At 70.3% G+C, this 19,011-nt stretch carries 16 protein-coding genes; 8 read left to right on the forward strand and 8 right to left on the reverse strand.

What is annotated here, in order from left to right:
• The first annotated feature begins 59 nt into the window (after positions 1-59).
• From OC490_RS38325 to OC490_RS38350, 6 genes are all read left to right on the forward strand, one after another.
• The gene (locus tag OC490_RS38325) at positions 60-1,394 is read left to right on the forward strand and encodes a sulfate adenylyltransferase subunit 1 (protein WP_262062664.1); all 1,335 of its coding nucleotides are present in this window, start codon (positions 60-62) and stop codon (positions 1,392-1,394) included.
• Between the two features lie 235 nt (positions 1,395-1,629).
• Positions 1,630-2,742: an aliphatic sulfonate ABC transporter substrate-binding protein gene (locus OC490_RS38330; RefSeq protein WP_262062665.1), complete on the forward strand. Its 1,113-nt coding sequence runs from the start codon at positions 1,630-1,632 to the stop codon at positions 2,740-2,742.
• A gap of 37 nt (positions 2,743-2,779) precedes the next feature.
• Entirely contained in the window at positions 2,780-3,562 is a 783-nt protein-coding gene (locus tag OC490_RS38335) for an ABC transporter ATP-binding protein (RefSeq protein WP_262062751.1), read from the forward strand.
• A complete protein-coding gene (locus OC490_RS38340; protein ID WP_262062666.1) occupies positions 3,549-4,427 on the forward strand; it encodes an ABC transporter permease in 879 nt (292 codons plus the stop codon). The genes OC490_RS38335 and OC490_RS38340 overlap by 14 nt, the downstream gene beginning before the upstream one ends.
• Positions 4,428-4,437: 10 nt before the next feature.
• Positions 4,438-5,184 carry a sirohydrochlorin chelatase gene (locus OC490_RS38345; RefSeq protein ID WP_262062667.1) on the forward strand — a complete coding sequence of 249 codons (747 nt, stop codon included), beginning with the start codon at positions 4,438-4,440 and terminating at the stop codon, positions 5,182-5,184.
• Between the two features lie 140 nt (positions 5,185-5,324).
• Positions 5,325-7,775, forward strand: coding sequence for a GTPase-associated protein 1-related protein (locus tag OC490_RS38350; protein WP_262062668.1), 2,451 nt, complete (start codon positions 5,325-5,327; stop codon positions 7,773-7,775).
• Between the two features lie 180 nt (positions 7,776-7,955).
• On the opposite strand, the gene OC490_RS38355 is transcribed toward OC490_RS38350, so the two are convergent.
• From OC490_RS38355 to OC490_RS38370, 4 genes are read right to left on the reverse strand one after another with little or no spacing between them, the layout of a single operon-like run.
• The gene (locus OC490_RS38355) at positions 7,956-8,573 is read right to left on the reverse strand and encodes a DsbA family protein (protein ID WP_262062669.1); all 618 of its coding nucleotides are present in this window, start codon (positions 8,571-8,573) and stop codon (positions 7,956-7,958) included.
• 55 nt (positions 8,574-8,628) lie between these two features.
• Positions 8,629-9,231, reverse strand: coding sequence for a TIGR03086 family metal-binding protein (locus OC490_RS38360; protein WP_262062670.1), 603 nt, complete (start codon positions 9,229-9,231; stop codon positions 8,629-8,631).
• Positions 9,232-9,256: 25 nt separating this feature from the next.
• On the reverse strand, positions 9,257-10,279 hold the full coding sequence (locus tag OC490_RS38365) for a ketopantoate reductase family protein (RefSeq protein ID WP_262062671.1): 1,023 nt from the start codon (positions 10,277-10,279) through the stop codon (positions 9,257-9,259).
• A gap of 46 nt (positions 10,280-10,325) precedes the next feature.
• The gene (locus tag OC490_RS38370) at positions 10,326-10,874 is read right to left on the reverse strand and encodes a DUF1697 domain-containing protein (RefSeq protein ID WP_262062672.1); all 549 of its coding nucleotides are present in this window, start codon (positions 10,872-10,874) and stop codon (positions 10,326-10,328) included.
• A 399-nt stretch (positions 10,875-11,273) separates the two neighbouring features.
• Between OC490_RS38370 and OC490_RS38375 the strand changes: the two genes are divergently transcribed.
• Positions 11,274-13,517 carry an MMPL family transporter gene (locus OC490_RS38375; RefSeq protein ID WP_262062673.1) on the forward strand — a complete coding sequence of 748 codons (2,244 nt, stop codon included), beginning with the start codon at positions 11,274-11,276 and terminating at the stop codon, positions 13,515-13,517.
• A gap of 100 nt (positions 13,518-13,617) precedes the next feature.
• Here OC490_RS38375 and erm read toward each other — a convergent pair whose 3' ends face one another.
• The 4 genes from erm to OC490_RS38395 form a co-directional block, all read right to left on the reverse strand.
• Positions 13,618-14,397 (reverse strand): ErmE/ErmH/ErmO/ErmR family 23S rRNA (adenine(2058)-N(6))-methyltransferase, encoded by a 780-nt coding sequence (gene erm, locus OC490_RS38380; protein WP_262062674.1) that lies wholly within the window; start codon positions 14,395-14,397, stop codon positions 13,618-13,620.
• Positions 14,398-14,781: 384 nt separating this feature from the next.
• Positions 14,782-16,065, reverse strand: a complete 1,284-nt coding sequence (locus tag OC490_RS38385) for an ABC transporter substrate-binding protein (RefSeq protein ID WP_262062675.1) — start codon at positions 16,063-16,065, stop codon at positions 14,782-14,784.
• Positions 16,065-16,898: a carbohydrate ABC transporter permease gene (locus tag OC490_RS38390; RefSeq protein ID WP_262062752.1), complete on the reverse strand. Its 834-nt coding sequence runs from the start codon at positions 16,896-16,898 to the stop codon at positions 16,065-16,067. The genes OC490_RS38385 and OC490_RS38390 overlap by 1 nt, the downstream gene beginning before the upstream one ends.
• 20 nt (positions 16,899-16,918) lie before the next feature.
• Positions 16,919-17,869 (reverse strand): carbohydrate ABC transporter permease, encoded by a 951-nt coding sequence (locus tag OC490_RS38395; RefSeq protein ID WP_262062676.1) that lies wholly within the window; start codon positions 17,867-17,869, stop codon positions 16,919-16,921.
• Between the two features lie 171 nt (positions 17,870-18,040).
• On the opposite strand from OC490_RS38395, the gene OC490_RS38400 reads away from it, so the two are divergent.
• Positions 18,041-18,904 (forward strand): phosphotransferase enzyme family protein, encoded by an 864-nt coding sequence (locus OC490_RS38400; protein WP_262062677.1) that lies wholly within the window; start codon positions 18,041-18,043, stop codon positions 18,902-18,904.
• Positions 18,905-19,011 lie beyond the last annotated feature (107 nt).

Genomic DNA, 19,011 nt, shown 5'->3' on the forward strand with positions numbered 1-19,011 from the left:
GACGACAAGCTGTCCGAGGCCGCGATGGAAGACCGCAAGCGCGAGGGGTACTTCTAACCATGAGCACCATCACGACCGAGGAACTCTCGGCCACCACGCTGCTGCGGTTCGCCACGGCGGGCTCCGTCGACGACGGCAAGTCCACGCTCGTAGGACGGCTGTTGCACGACTCCAAGTCGGTCCTCACCGACCAACTCGAAGCCGTACAGCGGGTGTCGGCCGATCGCGGCCAGGACGCGCCCGACCTCGCGCTGCTCACCGACGGACTGCGCGCCGAGCGCGAGCAGGGCATCACCATCGATGTCGCCTACCGCTACTTCGCCACCCCGCGCAGGCGGTTCATCCTCGCCGACACGCCCGGTCACGTGCAGTACACCCGCAACATGGTGACGGGTGCCTCCACGGCCGAGCTGACGGTGATCCTCGTCGACGCCCGCAACGGTGTCGTCGAGCAGACCCGGCGGCACGCGGCGATCGCCGCGCTGCTGCGGGTGCCGCACGTGGTGCTCGCGGTCAACAAGATGGACCTCGTCGAGTACAAGGAGTCCGTGTTCGCCGTGATCGCCGAGGAGTTCACGGCGTACGCGAGCGAGTTGGGCGTCCCGGAGATCACCGCGATCCCGATCTCGGCGCTGGCCGGGGACAACGTGGTGGAGCCGTCCGCGCACATGGACTGGTACGGCGGGCCCACGTTCCTGGAGCACCTGGAGTCGGTGCCGGTCGCCCACGACCTGAGCCACTGCCACGCGCGGCTGCCCGTGCAGTACGTGATCCGGCCACAGAGCGCCGAGCTCCCCGACTACCGGGGCTACGCGGGCCAGATCGCGGCCGGTACGTTCCGCGTCGGCGAGGCCGTGACGGTGCTGCCGTCCGGGCGGGCCACGCGGATCTCCGCGATCGACCTGCTCGGCAAGCCGGTCAACACGGCGTGGACCACGCAGTCGGTGACCCTCCTGCTCGAGGACGACATCGACATCTCGCGCGGTGACCTGATCGTGCCCAGCAAGGACGCGCCGGCGACCACGCAGGACATCGAGGCGACGGTCTGCCATGTCGCCGACCAGCCGCTGACCGTGGGCCACCGGGTGCTCCTCAAGCACGGCACCCGCACGGTCAAGGCGATCGTGAAGGACATCCCGTCCCGCCTCACACTCGACGACCTGTCCCTGCACCCGCATCCGGGACAGCTCGTCGCCAACGACATCGGCCGCGTGAAGATCCGCACCGCGGAGCCGCTGCCGGTGGACTCGTACGCGGACTCGCGCCGCACGGGCTCGTTCATCCTGATCGACCCGGCCGACGGCACGACGCTCACCGCCGGCATGGTCGGCGAGTCGTTCGCGGCGCCGGAGCCGGTCAAGGACGGTACGGACGACGACGGTTGGGACTTCTGACATGACGTCGAGGGACTTCTACTCCACGTTCGCGAAGGAGGGCGGCCGGGTCGGCAGCGGCGCCCTCGGCAGCGGACAGGGCGGAGTGGCGCGATGTGCGGGCTGACGTACGCGCACTGCCTGCGCGCCCCGTCCCCCCACCCGCCGTCCCGGACGCGACGAAAACGAAGACCTGCCGACCTCCCGGCCACGACCTGAGACCGTGACCGCCGGGCCAACGAGAGGAACACCTCCCGTGCCTGCCAACCGCTCGACTTACCTGCGCCGCGGCATAGCCGTGATCGCCGCGCTCCCCCTGCTCACCCTCGCCGCCTGCGGTTACGGGTCGGACTCCAAGAGCACCAACTCCAAGGAGAAGGTCGCCGCCGGGTCCTCCAAGATCGACGGTCTCGACTCCGTGAAGATCGGCTACTTCGGCAACCTGACCCACGCGACCGCGCTGGTCGGCCGTGAACAGGGCCTCTTCCAGAAGGAACTGGGCGCCACCAAGGCCGAGTACGCGACCTTCAACGCGGGTCCGTCCGAGATCGAGGCGCTCAACTCGGGCTCCATCGACATCGGTTGGATCGGCCCCTCCCCGGCGATCAACGGCTACACCAAGTCCGACGGCAAGAGCCTGAAGATCATCGGCGGTTCGGCGTCCGGCGGCGTGAAGCTGGTCGTCAACCCGAAGAAGATCAAGTCCCTGAAGGACGTCAAGGGCAAGAAGATCGCGACGCCTCAGCTGGGCAACACGCAGGACGTGGCGTTCCTCAACTGGATCGCGGACCAGGGCTGGAAGGTCGACGCGCAGAGCGGCAAGGGTGACGTGACCGTCGTCCGCACCGACAACAAGATCACCCCGGACGCCTTCAAGGCCGGTTCGATCGACGGCGCCTGGGTGCCGGAGCCGACCGCGTCCAAGCTGGTCGCCGAGGGCGGCAAGACGATCCTCGACGAGTCGTCGCTGTGGCCCGACAAGAAGTTCGTGATCACGAACATCATCGTGTCGCAGAAGTTCCTCAAGGCGCACCCGAAGGTCGTCGAGGCCGTGCTGAAGGGTTCGGTCGCGGCCAACAAGTGGATCAACGCCAACCCGACCGAGGCCAAGGCCGCCGCGAACAAGCAGCTCGCGGCCGACTCGGGCAAGGCGCTGAAGGCGAACGTCCTCGACCCGGCGTGGAGTTCGATCCAGTTCACCAACGACCCGCTGGCCGCCACTCTCAACACCGAGGCGGCGCACGCGGTGAAGGCCGGTCTGCTGGAGAAGCCCGACCTGAGCGGCATCTACGACCTGACGCTCCTCAACAAGGTCCTCAAGGCCGACGGTGAGAGCACGGTCGACGCCGCCGGTCTCGGCACGAGCTGATCGAGGGATCCCGATGACTTCCCAGGAGGTGACGACCATGGCCACGACCCTCGCCAAGGAGACCACCGCGTCGGTCGAGCACGCGGCACGCCTTGAGCACGTCTCGAAGTCCTTCGCGACGCCGGGCGGGCAGCAGCTCGTCCTGGACGACATCACCATCGATGTCGCGCCCGGCGAGTTCGTCACCCTCCTGGGGGCCTCGGGCTGCGGCAAGTCCACCCTGCTGAACCTGGTGGCGGGCCTCGACAAGCCCACCACCGGGTCCATCACGACGGACGGCCGCCCCGCGCTGATGTTCCAGGAGCACGCCCTGTTCCCCTGGCTCACCGCGGGCAAGAACATCGAACTCGCCCTGAAACTCAGGGGAGTTCCGAAGGAGGAGCGGCGCGGCCGGACCGAGGAGCTCCTCGAACTGGTCCGGCTGCCGGGCGCGTACGGCAAGCGGGTGCACGAACTGTCGGGCGGTATGCGGCAGCGCGTCGCCATGGCCCGCGCGCTCGCCCAGGAGAGCCGCATCCTGCTGATGGACGAGCCGTTCGCGGCCCTGGACGCCATCACGCGGGACGTCCTGCACGACGAACTGACCCGTATCTGGGGCGAGACGGGACTCTCCGTCCTGTTCGTCACGCACAACGTGCGGGAGGCGGTGCGGCTCGCCCAGCGAGTGATCCTGCTGTCCTCCCGGCCCGGCCGGATCGCCCGCGAGTGGACGGTCGACATCCCGCAGCCACGCCGTATCGAGGACGCGCCCGTGGCCGAACTGTCCCTTGAGATCACCGATGTACTGCGTGGGGAGATCCGCCGTCATGGCCAGCACTGAGACGACGACGGTCAAGGACGGCGGGAGCGTCGAGGCGGGCCTCGACGCCCTGGAGACCACGGTCACCGGCCGCCCGACCTTCCGGCAGACCTTCGTCAACAAGATCTTCCCGCCGATCGTCGCGCTCGCGGTGGTCCTGGCGGTGTGGCTGATCCTGACCCCGATCGTCGACGACCCGAGCAAGCTGCCCTCGCCGGGCGCCGTGGGCACCGAGTTCAAGAACGCCTGGCTGGCAGGGGATCTGCTCGGTTACATCTGGACCAGCGTCTCGCGCGGTCTGCTCGGCTTCTTCTTCGCGCTGCTGATCGGCACCCCGCTGGGTCTGCTGGTGGCGCGGGTGAAGTTCGTGCGCGCGGCGATCGGCCCGATCCTGTCCGGCCTCCAGTCGCTGCCGTCGGTGGCCTGGGTACCGCCGGCCGTGATCTGGCTGGGTCTGAACAACTCGATGATGTACGCGGTGATCCTGCTCGGCGCGGTCCCCTCGATCGCCAACGGCCTGGTTTCCGGCGTCGACCAGGTGCCGCCGCTGTTCCTGCGTGCGGGCCGCACGATGGGCGCGACCGGCGTCAAGGGCATCTGGCACGTCACACTGCCCGCCGCGCTCCCCGGCTATGTGGCGGGCCTGAAGCAGGGCTGGGCGTTCTCGTGGCGCTCGCTGATGGCGGCCGAGATCATCGCGCAGTTCCCGGACTTGGGCGTGGGCCTCGGCCAACTGCTGGAGAACGGCCGTACCAACAGCGACATGGCGATGGTCTTCGAGGCCATCATCCTGATCCTGTTCGTCGGTATCGCCATCGACCTGCTGATCTTCAGCCCGCTGGAGCGATGGGTCCTGCGCAGCCGCGGTCTGCTGGTGAAGAGCTGAGCTGATTCCCGTGCACCAGAGGCCGGTCCTCCTCGTCATCGCCCACGGCAGCCGCGACCCGCGGCACGCCGCGACCGTCCACGCCCTCGTCCGGCGGGTACGGTCGCGGCGGCCCGGGCTGCGCGTGGAGATCGGCTTCCTGGACTTCAACATCCCTTCCGTGCACGGGGTGTTGGAGTCACTGGCGGAGGAGGGTGTGCGTGACGTCGTGGCCCTCCCGCTGCTCCTGACCCGCGCGTTCCACGCGAAGGCGGACATCCCCGCGGTCCTGCGGGACGCGCCGCCGCAGCTGCGGATCCGGCAGGCGGAGGTCCTCGGACCGTCGCCGCTGTTGTTGCGGGCCCTCGAACGGCGGCTCTACGAAGCCGGGTTGACGCCCGCCCACAAGTCCACGACCGGGATCGTGCTGGCCTCGGCGGGGTCGACCGACCCGGAGGCCATCGCGGTGATCGCGGACATCGCGCACCAGTGGCGGCATACCGGCTGGTGCGCGGTACGGCCCGCGTTCGCCTCCGCGGCCCTGCCCCGCACCGAGGGCGCGGTACGCGAACTCCGTGCCCTGGGCTGCGAACGCGTCGCCGTCGCCCCGTACGTCCTGGCCCCCGGCTTCCTCCCCGACCGCATCGCGCGAGGCGCGGCGGAGGCGGATGTGCTGGCCGATGTGCTGGGCCCGGCACCGGAGGTGGCGCGGGTGCTGCTGGAGCGCTATGACGCGGCGGCAGCCCTGGCACCGGCGCTCGCGGCCGTCGGCGCGTAGCGCGTTCACGGTTCCCACCTGCCCGGTTTCCCGGAAAGGGGTCTCCCCCGGGTCCCGGATCTGCTGGGATGGTTCCTCTGCAGGCTAGTGGGGAGCAAGTACACGTGGCGGGTCAGGAGTTCGGGCATCGTGAAGGGCCTGTGCCGGCCCAGCTGCACTACACCTCGGCGCCGTCCGGTTCCGAGGATTCCGGCCCCCGGTTCACGGCGGTCGGCGCACAGGTGCCGCCGGGCGTGCTGCGGGAGGCGGAGCGGCTCCTCGGGTACGAGCCACCGCCCGACAGCCCGGAGCAGCCCGACGCCGAGCAGCTCAAGAGGTTTCCCACGGTCTTCGGCTTCAGTGAACTCGCCGACGGCGGGCGGCTGTTGAGCCGCTCCGTGTGTACCGGCACGGACTGGGCCGGGGGCCCGGTCTCCTTCCACGCGCATGCCGTCCTGTTGCCGGCCGGGACCCGGCTGCCGGATGGCGTCCTGCCCATCTCCACCTGGGAGTCCCCGCGTTGGGCCGTCTCGACTCCCCCGGACGGCAGGTCCGAGCCCGTCGACCGCGTCGAACCCTCCGGCCTGCTGCGCAGAGAGGTGCTGACCGCGTTCGCGGCGTCCCGGGCCGCGTGGCTCGCTCCGTTCTTCGCCGATCTGCGGGCGGTGGCCGCGGACCCGGGCGCCGGGCAGATCGTGGTGGTGGAGCACGACAGCGCCGACGTGGCCCGGTGGATCGCGCTCGCCTGCACGGTCCTGCCCCGCGAACAGGCGCACCGGCTCACCTTCACGACGTACAGCCGCGACCCCCGCCAGGCCCGCCAGCAGGTCGTCGGCGCCCTGCCGTCCTCCGAGCCCGTCGCCGACGACCCGCGCTACCGCGTGCACGACTGCACCCGCCGCCCGCCGTCCGGGCCCGTCACGGACACCTGGGCCGAGGTGTGCGCCCGCGTCTGGCGTGCGGGTCGCCCCGACCTGCTCCACGACAACCCCGCGGACTTGGGCCCGTTGGCGGTGGCCGCCCTCGTCGCGGGGATCGACCTGCGTACGGACGCCCGTGCGGTGGCGGCGAGTTGGGCGGCCGAGCAGGCGGGCACACTGCCGGACGACACCCTGACCGCGTTGGTCGCCGGGTTGTGCGGCGGCCCGGTACCGCACCTGGGCTCCCCCTCGGAGACCCTGCCCGGTGCGGCCGAACAGGTCGCGCTGGCCGCGCTGTTGGCCCGGTTGGACGGACGTGTGACGGCCGCGGTGTCGGCGCCGCTCGCCGCGCGGGTGCTGGCGTCGGCGGTCCTCGCCCATGGGCCGGTGCCCGCGCTGCGCGCCGGGTCCCTCACCGCGCGGGACCACGACGACCTGGCCCGCGATCTCGCACCCGCTCTGCGGGCCGGTATCGCGGACACGGCCGAGCCCGCCGCCGGACGGCCCCTCGCGCTGCTCCGGGCCGCCGACCTCCTCGACGTCGACTGCCAGGACCAACTGCCGGAGCTGGCCGAGCGGTTGGCGCGGGAGTTGGTGAACGCGCCGACCGCGTCCCCGTCGAACGGCGCGACTCCTGACGTGGGCTGTCCGCCCGCGCTCCTCGACGCGGTGCACACCCACCCCGGGCTCCGGGTGGCGCTGTTCGGTTCGCTCGAGACGCTCGCCGCTGCCGAACCGGCGCCCGCGACAAGGGTGTTGAAGGGGTCGGGGCTGCCGCTGGACCTCCAGCAGTCCGGTTTTCCGCATCTGCGGATGTGTGTCTCACCGGACGGGTCGGACGACCGGCTCGACCGGCTCCACGCTCTGCTCCGCACGGCCGGGGTCTCGCCGCACGCCGATCCGACGGTGCTGCGCACCGCCCTCCGTCTCACCTGGCCCGGCGGTGAACTGCCGACCGGCGCGGAGGCGAGCCTGCTGCTGAACGAACTGGGTTCCGACACCCACCGCGCTGCCGGCACCCGGGAGTTGCTGATCGAGGCGGCACTCGCCGCTCCCCCGGACGACCCCGGCATACCGGCGCTCGCCACCGATCTGCTCCGCTGCTTCACCACGGAACTGGGGCCGGGCCGGCGCACGGCCCTGCTCCTGCTGGAGTTCACCGGGCGGCTGGGCACCGGGAGCGAGGGCGAGGAGTGGGTCGGCCGGGTGCTGGACCTCACGTCCGGTGCCGTCGCCGATCCGGTGCCGGACACCGTCGCCGAACGCGCCTTCCAGGCCCTGGCGTCGCGGCTTCTGGAGGGGGCGGCACCGGAGAACGAGCTGTACACGCTGGCCCGTTCGGGCGAGCCACGGCTGCTCGCGGCGTACGAGCGGGCGGCCCGCTCGGAGCGGGTGGGGGACCGATTGCGGGCCGACTCCGCATATCTCGCCGACCGGTTCCGCGACTGGAGCGCGTTCTCGGGGACGTATCCCGGCTGGGACGAGACCCGTACCACCCTGCTGGCCAAGGTGCTGCGGCCGGCCGTGCGGGCGCTGTCCGTGCGGGAGCAGGGCGAGGTCGAGGCGGCGCTGGACCGCTCGGGCCGCGGCAAACTCGACGCGTTCCGTGCCTGGAACCGCCCGGGCACGCTCGGGCGCCTCGCGGGACGGCTGTCGGGGCGGGGACGGCGCGCCGAACATCCCGGCGTGTGACCCATCCCGGCGACCGGCAGGGAGGCGCCGCCCGAAGTCCGGCACTCCCCTGTGATGCCGGACCCCGGACGGCCCGTCCGCAGCACGGCCCCCGCAGGCGTGAGCCTTGGCGCGGGGGTCGCTCTTTGTACTGCGCCACTCGTCGTGTTTATGTCACTGCGCGACTACAACTCTTCGGGTTCATGCGAAAGACAGTCCCCCGGTACGCGTCCGCTTCAGCTCGAAGAGATCGGGGTGCGTGGCCAACACCCGGAAACTGTCGAAGAGTTCGGCCGCCTTCGCACCACGCGGAATGGCCCGCAGTACCGGACCGAACCACACCGTCCCGTCGACGTGCAGGGTCGGCGTCCCCACGTATCCGCCCGACTCCGCCTCGACGCCCGCCTCATGACTGCGGCGCACGGCGTCGTCGTTCGACGGATCGTGGGCGGCGTCGGCGAGTGCGGCGGGGAGGCCGAGTTCGGCGAGGGACTCGGCGATCACGGCGTCGAAGTCGTCGTATCGCCGCTCGTGGATGCGGACGCCGAAGGCCGTGTACAGGTCGCGCAGGACCTTGTCGCCGTGCTGTTCGGCGGCGGCCACGGCGACGCGTACCGGGCCGATCGACTTGTCGACCAACTCCCGGTACCAGTCGGGGAGTTCGTTGCCGATGTTGTGGAGGTAGAGGCTCATGGCGTGGAAGCGGAGGTCGAGCGGGCGTTCGCGCTCGACCTCCAGCAGCCAGCGGGAGGTGATCCAGGCGAAGGGGCAGGCGGGGTCGAAGTAGAAGTCGACGCGGACGGTGTCGTCGTGGCTCATACCGAGAACGCTAGTCGCCAATTGGGACGAAGGCTTGACCCAATCGGTCGATTCCTCAGTGGTCCACTTTGCCCATGGCCTTCTGCCGGGGGTCCCGTCCGCTGGACGCGAGGGCCCGCTCGAAGACCGGAGCGTCGTCCGGTACCGGCACCGGGTCGGCGAAGCCGTCGTACTGTCGGTAGAGCGCGCCGTGCTTCTCGACCACGTCGAGGACGAGGCGGGCGGCGCCGTCCGAGACGCGGTACTCCTGGCCGGTGGCCGTGGCGACGTCCCAGCCGTGGACCGCCAGCTCCTTGATGATCATCGGAGCGATCTCACCGGCCGGCATCGACGCCATGCCGAGGTCGACCTCGCCCTCCCACACCGCCGGGTCGGCCCAGGCGGCGACGGCCCGGTCCAGCTGGGCGGCGTAGGCCTCCGCCCAGTCGGGGTCGGCGGTGAAGTCGCGGGCGGTCAGCTCCTCGGAGAGCTGCTTGCGCAGGGCGCGGTGCTCCAGGCCGTGCGAGGTGTAGAGGACCCAGTGGTTGACCATGGCGCGGACGTCCCAGTCGGGGCAGTGCGTGGGGTCGTCGAGCTGTGTCGTACGGACACCGCGCGCGACACGGGCCGCCTCGGCGGCGCATTCGATCATGTACGGGTGCAGGTCGTGGTTGCTCATGCCCGCCACGCTAGAGAGGGCGCCGTCAGGACTCTTGAACAAACGCGACAGCGTCGTCGGCGAGGCGGACCAACTCGTCGAACGGCAGCGAACCGGCCGCCCTGCGCTCGCGCGCGAAGCCGTTCGCCAGCCGTTGCAGCAGGTCGTTGAGCGGTGTCGGTACGCCGTGCAGCCTGCCCAGCAGCGCGATCTCGCCGTTGAGGTAGTCGGCCTCGATGGTGCCGGTGCCCCGGTTCAGCGACTGCCAGGAGGAGCCGCCGCCGCGCGGGGCGCCGTCGATCTCCACCAGCTGGATCTTGTCGCCGCGCGCCTCCTTCTCCTCCTCGGCGCTCGCGTACCCGACACCGGCCGCGTCGAGCACGGCCGCGCCCTCGGCCCGCACCCGCCGGTAGAGCGCCAGGCCCGCTTCGCCGTCGGGCAGCACGGTGACCGCCTCGATCGCGTTGACGAGGTTGCCGAGCAGCTTCGCGTACTGCCAACGCGTCACGTCGGGCACGACCGGCGCCTCGAACCTCGACTTCTCCAGGTCGGCCGCGATCAGCCGGGCGGTCTCGTCCGTGCCGTGCGGATAGCGGCCGAGGTGCAGGATGCCGGTGAGGGGAGCGCCTTCGGCGGCGACGACGCCCGGTTCGACGAAGGTCGCGGGCAGCCAGACGCAGACGCCGTACACCTGCCGGAAGCGGCGCAGCGCCAGGCGCTGGCTCTCCACCCCGTTCTGCGCGCAGACGACGGGCAGCCGCTCGGCCGCCGTACCGCCGCCGGCGACCGGCGCGGGTCCCCAGACCGCGAGCGCGGCCTCGCTGTCCTGCGTCTTTACGGCCAGCACGAGTACGTCGTCGGCTCTCAACTCGCCAAGTTCCGCCGGCTGTTCGACGACCGGCAGCCGATACGTCGACTCGCCGTCCGGCACCTTGAGCCGCAGGCCGTGCTCGGTCAGCGCCGTCCGTTGCGCACCCCGCGCAGCGAGTACGACCTCGCACCCCGCCCCGGCCAGCCGGCCACCGATGGCTCCGCCGACCGCCCCTGCTCCGATGATGATGTAGCGCATGGGGACGAGCCTCGCACAGTGTGGATCTCTGCCTCCACGAGGGATCTCAACTGCCGGTCAGTTCCACCAGTTTGAGCACGGTGTTCCAGTTGCGGGTGGTGGCGATCAGTCCCTTGTTGAGGCGCGGCCGGGCCAGTTCGACGGCCAGCCTGGAGCGGCCGAGGCCGTCGGGGACGTAGAGATACAGCGCGCGGTCGCCGAGGCGGAACTCCTCGGGGAGATAGGCGGGTTGGTCCAGCTCCGCGAAACGGTCCTCCGAGACCGGCACCGAGTAGTAGGTGACATGGAGCTGCTTGGCCTCCAACTCGGCGGCCGGGAACGGGCAGTTGTCGGCGACGGCCTTCAGGTAGGCGTGGTCGCGGACGACGACGTCGACCGTGAAGCCGAACCGCTCCTCGATGGCCCGGGCGAGTTCCGCCGCGTGGGACTCCTCGTCCCCGTGACCGCTCGCGAACACGGCCTGACCGCTCTGCAGATAGGTGCGGACGTCGTCGTGTCCGAGGCCTTCGAGGAGCGTGCGCAGCTCGGCCATCGGGAGCTTCTTGTTGCCGCCCACGTTGATCCCGCGCAGCAGCGCCGCATACGTCGTCGTCATCCGCACACCATAGAGCGGCCTTCGTGCCCCGTGGGGGTGGGCACGACGGCCGCTTCATGCGGTGCGCGGGTGCGCGGAAACTCTGGCGGATGAGGTGGCTCCGGATCAACACCTGAGGGCACACCTACAAGCACCTGTGACTTGTTCAACAAGGTTTCTTAATAACAAAGCGGACCCCTGCCGACGCATCGGACACCCTGATCACCACCCCCGAGCCGCCCGGATAGATGTAAGGGGCCGTCGTCCTCCCCAGTGGTGAGGACCCGGGGTCCGTGCGGAGGAGCCGGGCGCCCGGTACTTCACCGGTCAGCACGAGGAGACGTTCTTATCCCGCACATACCTTCGAACCATGAGGTGGCGGCAGGCGGCTGTCACCGTGCACAAGGGGGCAAGCCCGTCATGGGGAACGGAGATTCGCGGGTGCGGGGCCTAGCCGCCCGGGCCGGCGGCTGGAGCGCCCGGCACCGGTGGGCCGCGGTCGGCATCTGGGTGCTGTTCGTGGTTCTGGCGATGGGAATCGGTTCGGCGGCGGGCCGGGTGGACGTCGACGAGAGCGACCAGCTGAAGGGCGAGACGCACACCGCCGCCCAGATCATCGACGACGCCGGAATCAAGGAACCGGCCAGTGAGACCATCCTGATCCAGTCGAAGGACGCGTCGGTCACCTCCACGGACAGCGAGTTCCGCACCGCGGTCACCTCCGTCGTCAAGGCCGTCGAGGGGACCGGCAAGGTCACCGACGTCACCTCGCCGTACGACACGAAGACGATCTCGAAGGACGGCCGGAGCGCGCTGGTCCAGTTCGACATGCGGGGCGACTCGGACACCGCGGGTGACCGGGTGGAGCCGGTACTGAACGCCGTCGCCGGGGTGCAGAAGGACCACGGCTCGCTGCGGATCGAGGAGATCGGCGGCGCCAGCATGGCGAAGCAGTACAAGGACGCGTTCGGCGACGACTTCAAGAAGGCCGAGTACTCCGCCGTCCCTGTCGCCCTCGGTATCCTCCTCATCGCCTTCGGCGCGCTGGTCGCGGCACTGCTGCCGGTGGCCCTGGCCATGACCGCGATCATCGCGACGATGGGTCTGATGGGCATCGTCAGCCACGTCCAGCCGATGAGCGACACCGCCAACTCCGTAATGCTGCTTGTGGGGTTGGCCGTCGGCGTCGACTACTGCCTGTTCTATCTGCGCCGCGAACGCGAGGAGCGCGAGGCCGGCCGGGACGCCGGGGCCGCGCTGCGGATCGCCGCCGCGACCAGTGGCCGCGCCATCATCGTCTCCGGTGTCACGGTGTGTGTGGCGATGGCGGGCATGCTGTTCACCGGGCTCGCCCAGTTCGAGGCGATGGGTCTGGCCTCGCTGATGGTCGTCGCGGTCGCCATGGTCGGCTCGGTGACCGTACTGCCCGCGCTGCTCTCGCTGTTGGGCGAGCGGGTCGAGAAGGGCCGGATCCCGTTCCTGCGTCGGCGCAGCCGCCGGGGCAACGGCGAGAGCCGGTTCTGGACCGCCGTCCTGAAGGGCGTGCTCGCCAAGCCGCTGGTCTCCGTCCTCGTCGCGGCCGGCGCGCTGCTGGCGATCGCCGCGCCGGCCGTCGGCATGAAGACCGAAAACCTCACCCTGGACCAGGAGTTCGGCAACTCCCTCCCGATCGTGGGCACGTACAACCGCGTCAACGACGCCTTCCCCGGCGGCTCCGAACCGGCCGAGGTGGTCGTCAAGGCCAAGGACATCAACGCAACCGAGGTCAAGCAGGCGTTGGCCGACTTCAAGGCACAGGCGGTCAGTTCGGGCGCCTCGCTCGGCCCGGTCGACATCAAGCTGCACGACGCGCAGAACGTCGCCTTCGTCTACGTCCCGCTCGTCGGCGGCTCCGACCAGGACAAGGCCGCGAAGAGCCTGGAGAAACTCCGCGACGAGGTACGGCCCGCCACCCTCGGCAAGGTCGACGGCGTCCAGGCACCGATCACCGGAAACGTCGCGGGATCAAAGGACTTCAACGACCAGCTCCTCGGATCGGTCGTACCGGTCTTCGCGTTCGTCGTGGTCTTCGCCTTCCTGCTGATGCTGCTCTCGTTCCGCTCCCTGACGGTCGCGATCACCTCGATCGTCCTCAACCTCCTTTCGGTGGGCGCGGCTTACGGCATCCTCGTCGCCGTGTTCCAACACGGCTGGGGCGCCTCGCTGGTGGGCGCGGAGGGTGTCGGCGCGATCGTCACCTGGCTGCCGCTGTTCCTCTTCGTGATCCTGTTCGGCCTGTCGATGGACTACCACGTGTTCGTCGTGTCCCGCATCCGCGAGGCCCGGCTGCGCGGCCGTACGACACGGGACGCGATCCAGCACGGCGTGGTCACCACGGCGGGCGTCGTCACCAGCGCCGCGATCATCATGGTCGCCGTCTTCGCGATCTTCGGCACGCTGTCCATGCAGTCGATGAAGCAGATGGGCGTCGGCCTCGCGGCAGCGGTCCTCATCGACGCCACGGTCATCCGGGGCGTCCTGCTCCCCGCGGTGATGGCCCTGCTGGGCGAGCGCAACTGGTACTTCCCGAAGTGGCTCCACCGCCTCCCCGACCTCACCCACGACGAGGCCCCGGAGCCGATCCCGTCCGCGGTGGCGGGCGAGAGCGAGCCCGTGCGCGTCTAACTCCCTCTGACCGAGGGCCTGTTGGTATCCCGGGGGAACCAGCAGGCCCTCACTGCTGTCCTACGACAACCTTTCTACGACGTCCTTTCTACGACCTCTGCTACGACGTCAGCTCCTTGTACAGCAGCAGCCAGTGGTCCGGGGTCACCTCGCCGACGAGGACGTGCGGGTCGAGGCGCGCGGCGCGGAACGCGGCGTCCACTCGGCGCCTCGGATGTGCCCGGCGCAGGGAGGCGTGCAGGGAGCCTCCCACCCCCGAGAAGCCCAGCTCGACCAGATGTCGCCAGCCGGGCAGCTCGGCGGGTTCGAGCAGCGGGGTCCGGCGCCGCTCGATGCGTACGATCCCGGCGTCGACGCGTGGCACGGGACTGAACCTCCTCCGGTCGACCCGCCCGACCAGCCGCCATTCGTGACGGGGCCAGCTGCGTACCGTCAGCAGGGTCCAACTCCCGTAGTCCCCGGTGCGTTTGCGGGCGTACTCCAGCTGGGTGAGCAGGGTGGCGTCGGTGAGGGCGGGGGCGCGCAGGCACCAGTCGACGATGTCGGCGGTACGGGAGAAGGGCACGTTGCCGGCGACGGAGAACGGTTCGTGCGGGGGCCGGGCGTCCATGAAGTCCCCGGCGATGACGTGCACTTGGGGTGTGGTGGCGAAGCGGGTGCGGAGCTTCGGTACGAGCCGGGGGTCGATCTCGTGGGCGTGCAGTTCCCGGCAACGGGGCGCGAGCTTCGCGGTCAACGCGCCTTTCCCCGCGCCCACTTCGAGAAGCAGGGGGATCTGCCGGCCGTGCGGGACGGCCAGTTGGGCGACGTATTCGGCGGTGGCGCGGTCGGCGAGGAAGTTCTGCGAGAGCGCGCGGGAAACGTGGGTGGGGCGGGCCATGGCCTGCGGTCCTTGTCTTCCGTGAAGGGCATACGGGCAGACGAAGGCCCCGACCGGAAGAGCAGAGGGAGAACCGCGGACCGAACGAGCGTCGAGTCGGCGGAAGTGTCAGCGGGCGTGCACGCCCGGGCCGGTCAGGGCACCGGGGCCGCGCCGCATGCGGATCGCATACGTGCAGCTCCGGCCGAGACCGGAGTTCGTGATCGCGTTCGCGGCTGACATGCGCTCACGCTAGGTGGAGCGGGTGGGGCGGGGCAACGGGATTTCTGTGCGGGAAGCGCCTTCCGGGGAGGGGGTGCGGCTGATTGGCAGGTGCGGGTGCGTAGGGGCTGGTCGCGCAGTTCCCCGCGCCCCTAGGAGGTTGCAGCCTCCTGGGATTACACGTCAGCGTTGGTATCTCGCCAGGACCAAGTTGCCGTCCCTCACCAGCCGTTGGCGCAGTTCGGCCAAACTGATCGCGCCGCTGTAGTACTCCTGGAACGCCGGGGTTGCCACCTTGTCCTTCCATTCCGGGTAGCCGCGTACGGACTGCGCGGGCGCGGAGGTGAGGTCGTCGGCGAGGGCTGTGCCGGTGGCCCAGTCGTCCTTGGTGGTGTGCAGGGCGGGGTCCTTGAGGGCCTGGGTGCCGGTGGGGAGCATCCAGTCGCCGAGGGCCAGGCGGACCATGTTCTTGGGCTGGAGCAGGAAGTCGATGAATTCGGCGGCCTCCTTCTTGTGCGGGCTGTCCTCGGCGATGGACAGGGTCTGCGGGCTGACGCCCTGAGTGAGCCCGTCGGCTCCGGCCGGGGCGGGCAGCACCTGCCAGTCGAAGCCCTTCGGCGCCTGCTGCACGATCTGCTGGCGGTAGGAGAAGCCGAGCGGGACCATCGCGTACTTGCCCCCGAAGAACCCTGGCAGGGTGTCCGAGCCGCCGCTCCCGAGCGTCGTGGGCGAGGCGCTGTGGTCCACGTCCGCCTGGTCGTGGATCGTGCGCGGTACGACCTCGTCGGCCGCGTCGAAGCGCACGGTGACCTTGCCGTCCGCACCCCGGTGGAACAGCTCACCGCCCGCCGAGAGCGACAGGTTGAGCGTGGCGGACACCGGCTCCTTGAGCGGCCAGGCCACGCCGTACTTCCCGTCGCCGCTCAGCTGCCGGGTGACGGCCCTGAACTCCGGCCAGGTCCACGGGTGTTCGGGGGTAGGAATGCGTACGCCCGCCTGCTTCAGCCAGGTCGCGTTGGCGACGATCACCCTCGGCTCCTGGAGGAACGGCACGCCGTAGATCCCGTCCCCGAAGGTCGTGGTCTTCCAACTGCGCTGCGGGATGTCGGACTTGAGCCGGGCGGGCAGCAGGTCCCTGAGGTCGGCGAGGTAGCCGCCGTAGGCGAAGTCCGCGAGGTCGTCGGAGGCGTCGTGGATGATGTCCGGCGCCTCACCGCCCTCGAAGGAGGTGAGCAGCTGGTCGTGGACGCTGTCCCAACTGCCCTGCACGTACTCGACCTTGATGTCCGGATGGGTGGCGTTCCACTCCTTCACCAGTTCCTTGTTGGCGGTGACGGACTCCTCCTGCCAGGCGAGGGACTGGAAGTGGAGGGTGATCCTGCCGTTCGCGGAGCCGTTGCCGCCGCCGCTCGTGCAGCCGGCGAGAAGCAGGGTCAGGGCAAGGGCGAGGATCCATCGGGGGCGCATCAGCTCTTCACCGCCCCGGTGAGCATGCCGCCCGTGATCCGGCGTTGGATCAGCGCGAAGACGAGCAGGGAGGGGAGGGTCGCGAGGAACGCGGCGGCGGCCAGCGGGCCGAGGTCGGCGACGCCCTCCGCGCCGATGAAGTGGGTGAGGACGACCGGCAGGGTCTGGTGCTCCGGGGTCTTGAGCAGGACCAGCGCGAAGAAGAACTCGTTCCACGCGGTGACGAACGCGAACAGTGCCGTCGCCACGATGCCGGGCGCGAGCAGCGGTGCCGTCACCGACACCAGGATGCGGAGCTTCCCGGCCCCGTCGACCGCCGCCGCTTCCTCCAACTCGGCCGGTACCGCCCGTACATAGCCGACGAGCATCCACAGCGCGAACGGCAGCGACCACACCACGTAGACCATCACCAGGCCGGCCAGGGAGTCGATCAGCCGCAGGTTCTTCAGCACCAGGAACAGCGGGATGATCACCAGCACGAACGGGAACGCCTGGCTGACCACCACCCACCCGGTCGCGGCCCGTGCGAGCAGGGTCCGGCGCCGGGCCATGACCCACGCCATCGGGGTCGCGATCACCACGGCGATCAGTGCGGCGCCGAGCGCGGCGAGCAGGGAGTTCGACGCGGCGTGCAGCAGCGGCTGTTCGTCGAAGGCCTGGCGGAAGTTGGCGAGGGTGGGGTGCCGGGGGATCCAGGTGGGGTGCAGACTGCCCAGCTCTCGCGGGGCCTTGAAGGCGGTGGAGATCAGCCAGAGGAAGGGGAAGGCGAGGAAGACGAGATACGCGAGCAGGGCGACGTACTGTCCGGCGCGGGTTCTGGTGCGTGTCCTCATGCCTGTGGTGCCGCTGGTCCTCACGAGTCGTCTCCTCCCCGGAGTCGGCCTACGAGGAAGACGGCGAGGAGCACCGAGATCACCGCGACCATCACACATCCCATCGCCGCCGCGTAGCCGAACTGCCCGTAGCGGAAGGCCTCTTCGTAGGCGAAGAGCATGGGCAGCCGGGTACGGCCGCCGGGGCCGCCGCTGGTCAGGACGTAGACCAGGGCGAACGAGTTGAAGTTCCAGATGAGGTTGAGCGCCGTGATCGCCAGCGCCACCGGTCTGAGGGCGGGCCAGGTGACCGTGCGGAAGCGGCGCCAGGCTCCGGCACCGTCGACCGCCGCCGCCTCGTGGAGTTCGCGCGGGGTGTTCTGCAGCCCGGCGAGCAGGGCGACCGTCGTCTGGGGCATGCCCGCCCAGACGCCTACGACGATCACGGCGGGCAGCGCGGTCGACAGACTGCTGAGCCAGTCGCGGCCGTTCCCGAGGCCGAAGTCGTGCAGGGTCTCGTTGAGGATGCCCGCGTCCGGGTTGTAGACGATCCGCCACATGATGCCGACGACGACCTCGGGCATCGCCCACGGGACGATCGCCAGCGCCCGGGCGAGCCATCTCAGCCGTAGGTCCTGGTTGAGCAGCAGTGCCAGACCGAGGGCTAGCAGGAACTGCGGGACGGTCACCCCGACCGCCCACACCAGCCCGATCCGGAACGACTCCCAGAACAGGGTGTCGTGCAGGAGGTCCCGGAAGTTGAGACCGCCGATCCACTGCGTCGGCGTGGTGCGGCCCGACTGGGAGTCGGTGAAGGCGAGCAGGACGCCGTAGAGGAGGGGGCCGACGCTGAGCACGAGGATCGGGACCAGCGCGGGTAACACCAGGAACCAGGCCGCGTGGTCGGAGCCGCGCCGCTGTCGGCCCCGGCTTGGCGCGCGGCTCGGCGGCCTCCGCACCTCCGTCGCCGATACCCCCGTCACCGATGTCATGGAATCAGCCCCTTTGCACGGCCCGGTCGGGCCCCGTCATGGTCGTGAACGCCGTGTGCCTCGTCAAGGCACCTCGCATGCCGTCCCACCTGTACGAATGCGACACTGGCCGTCGGATGGCGGGAACCCGACGCCGTACGCACACGCACAGGGATCACACGGAGGCGGACGATGGACGAGGCACGGGCGCGTGACGTACTGGCCGCGGCGGACGTACTGCCCGGACCGGCGCGGGACGCGCGACTCCTCGCCCTCGGCGAGAACGCGGTGTTCGCCGCCGGTGACCTGGTCGTCAAGGTGGGCCGCGACGCCGAACTCCTCGACCGCGCCCGGCGCGAGCTGGAGGTCGCGGTGTGGCTGGCCGAGGCGGGCGTGCCGGCGGTGCGGGCCGCCGACCCGAAGGCGCGCCTCGTCGAGGGACACCCGGTGACTGTGTGGCACCGGCTGTCCGATTCCGTACGCCCGGCCGAACCCCGGGATTTGGCCGAACTGCTACGCCTCGTCCACGCGCTCCCGTCCCCCTCCTTCGAACTCCCGCCCCGCGAGCTGCTGGGCGGTGTGGAGCGCTGGCTGCGGCTCGCGGGCGACGCGATCGACCCGGCGGACGCGGCCTATCTGCGGGAGCGCCGCGACGGCTTCGCGGCTGCCGCCGCCGCGCTCACGCCCCATCTGCCGCCGGGTCCGATCCACGGCGACGCGCTGCCCCGCAATGTGCACGTCGGTCCGGACGGTCCGGTCCTGGTCGACCTGGAGACCTTCTCCGCGGATCTGCGCGAGCACGATCTGGTGGTGATGGCTCTGTCCCGCGACCGCTACGCCTTCCCGGCCCGGGCGTACGACTCGTTCACCGAGGCGTATGGCTGGGATGTGCGGGAGTGGGATGGTTGCGGGGTGCTGCGTGGCGCTCGGGAGACGGCCAGCTGTGCGTGGGTCGCTCAGCATGCGCCGAGTAATCCGGAGGCGTTGGTCGAGTTCGAGCGGCGGGTGGGGTCTTTGCGGGACGGGGACGAGACGGTGCGGTGGTTTCCGTTCTGAGCGCCTATTGATCGGGGGCGTTAGGTATTCGGGCGACTGCGGGTCGTCTGTGGCTGGTCGCGCAGTTCCCCGCGCCCCTTTGGGGCGCTTCCCTCAAGGGCGCTTCC

The organism is Streptomyces sp. STR69 (assembly GCF_024519455.1).
GTDB lineage: Bacteria > Actinomycetota > Actinomycetes > Streptomycetales > Streptomycetaceae > Streptomyces.

Coding starts and splice junctions, on each gene's coding strand:
- OC490_RS38370 (WP_262062672.1), bottom strand. CDS start 10,874: ATGACGACGACGTATGCGGCGCTGCTGCGCGGGATCAACGTGGGCGGC.
- OC490_RS38335 (WP_262062751.1), top strand. CDS start 2,780: ATGGCCACGACCCTCGCCAAGGAGACCACCGCGTCGGTCGAGCACGCG.
- OC490_RS38395 (WP_262062676.1), bottom strand. CDS start 17,869: ATGACATCGGTGACGGGGGTATCGGCGACGGAGGTGCGGAGGCCGCCG.
- OC490_RS38355 (WP_262062669.1), bottom strand. CDS start 8,573: ATGAGCCACGACGACACCGTCCGCGTCGACTTCTACTTCGACCCCGCC.
- OC490_RS38360 (WP_262062670.1), bottom strand. CDS start 9,231: ATGAGCAACCACGACCTGCACCCGTACATGATCGAATGCGCCGCCGAG.
- OC490_RS38375 (WP_262062673.1), top strand. CDS start 11,274: ATGGGGAACGGAGATTCGCGGGTGCGGGGCCTAGCCGCCCGGGCCGGC.
- OC490_RS38400 (WP_262062677.1), top strand. CDS start 18,041: ATGGACGAGGCACGGGCGCGTGACGTACTGGCCGCGGCGGACGTACTG.
- OC490_RS38385 (WP_262062675.1), bottom strand. CDS start 16,065: ATGCGCCCCCGATGGATCCTCGCCCTTGCCCTGACCCTGCTTCTCGCC.
- OC490_RS38325 (WP_262062664.1), top strand. CDS start 60: ATGAGCACCATCACGACCGAGGAACTCTCGGCCACCACGCTGCTGCGG.
- OC490_RS38390 (WP_262062752.1), bottom strand. CDS start 16,898: ATGAGGACACGCACCAGAACCCGCGCCGGACAGTACGTCGCCCTGCTC.
- erm (WP_262062674.1), bottom strand. CDS start 14,397: ATGGCCCGCCCCACCCACGTTTCCCGCGCGCTCTCGCAGAACTTCCTC.
- OC490_RS38365 (WP_262062671.1), bottom strand. CDS start 10,279: ATGCGCTACATCATCATCGGAGCAGGGGCGGTCGGCGGAGCCATCGGT.
- OC490_RS38340 (WP_262062666.1), top strand. CDS start 3,549: ATGGCCAGCACTGAGACGACGACGGTCAAGGACGGCGGGAGCGTCGAG.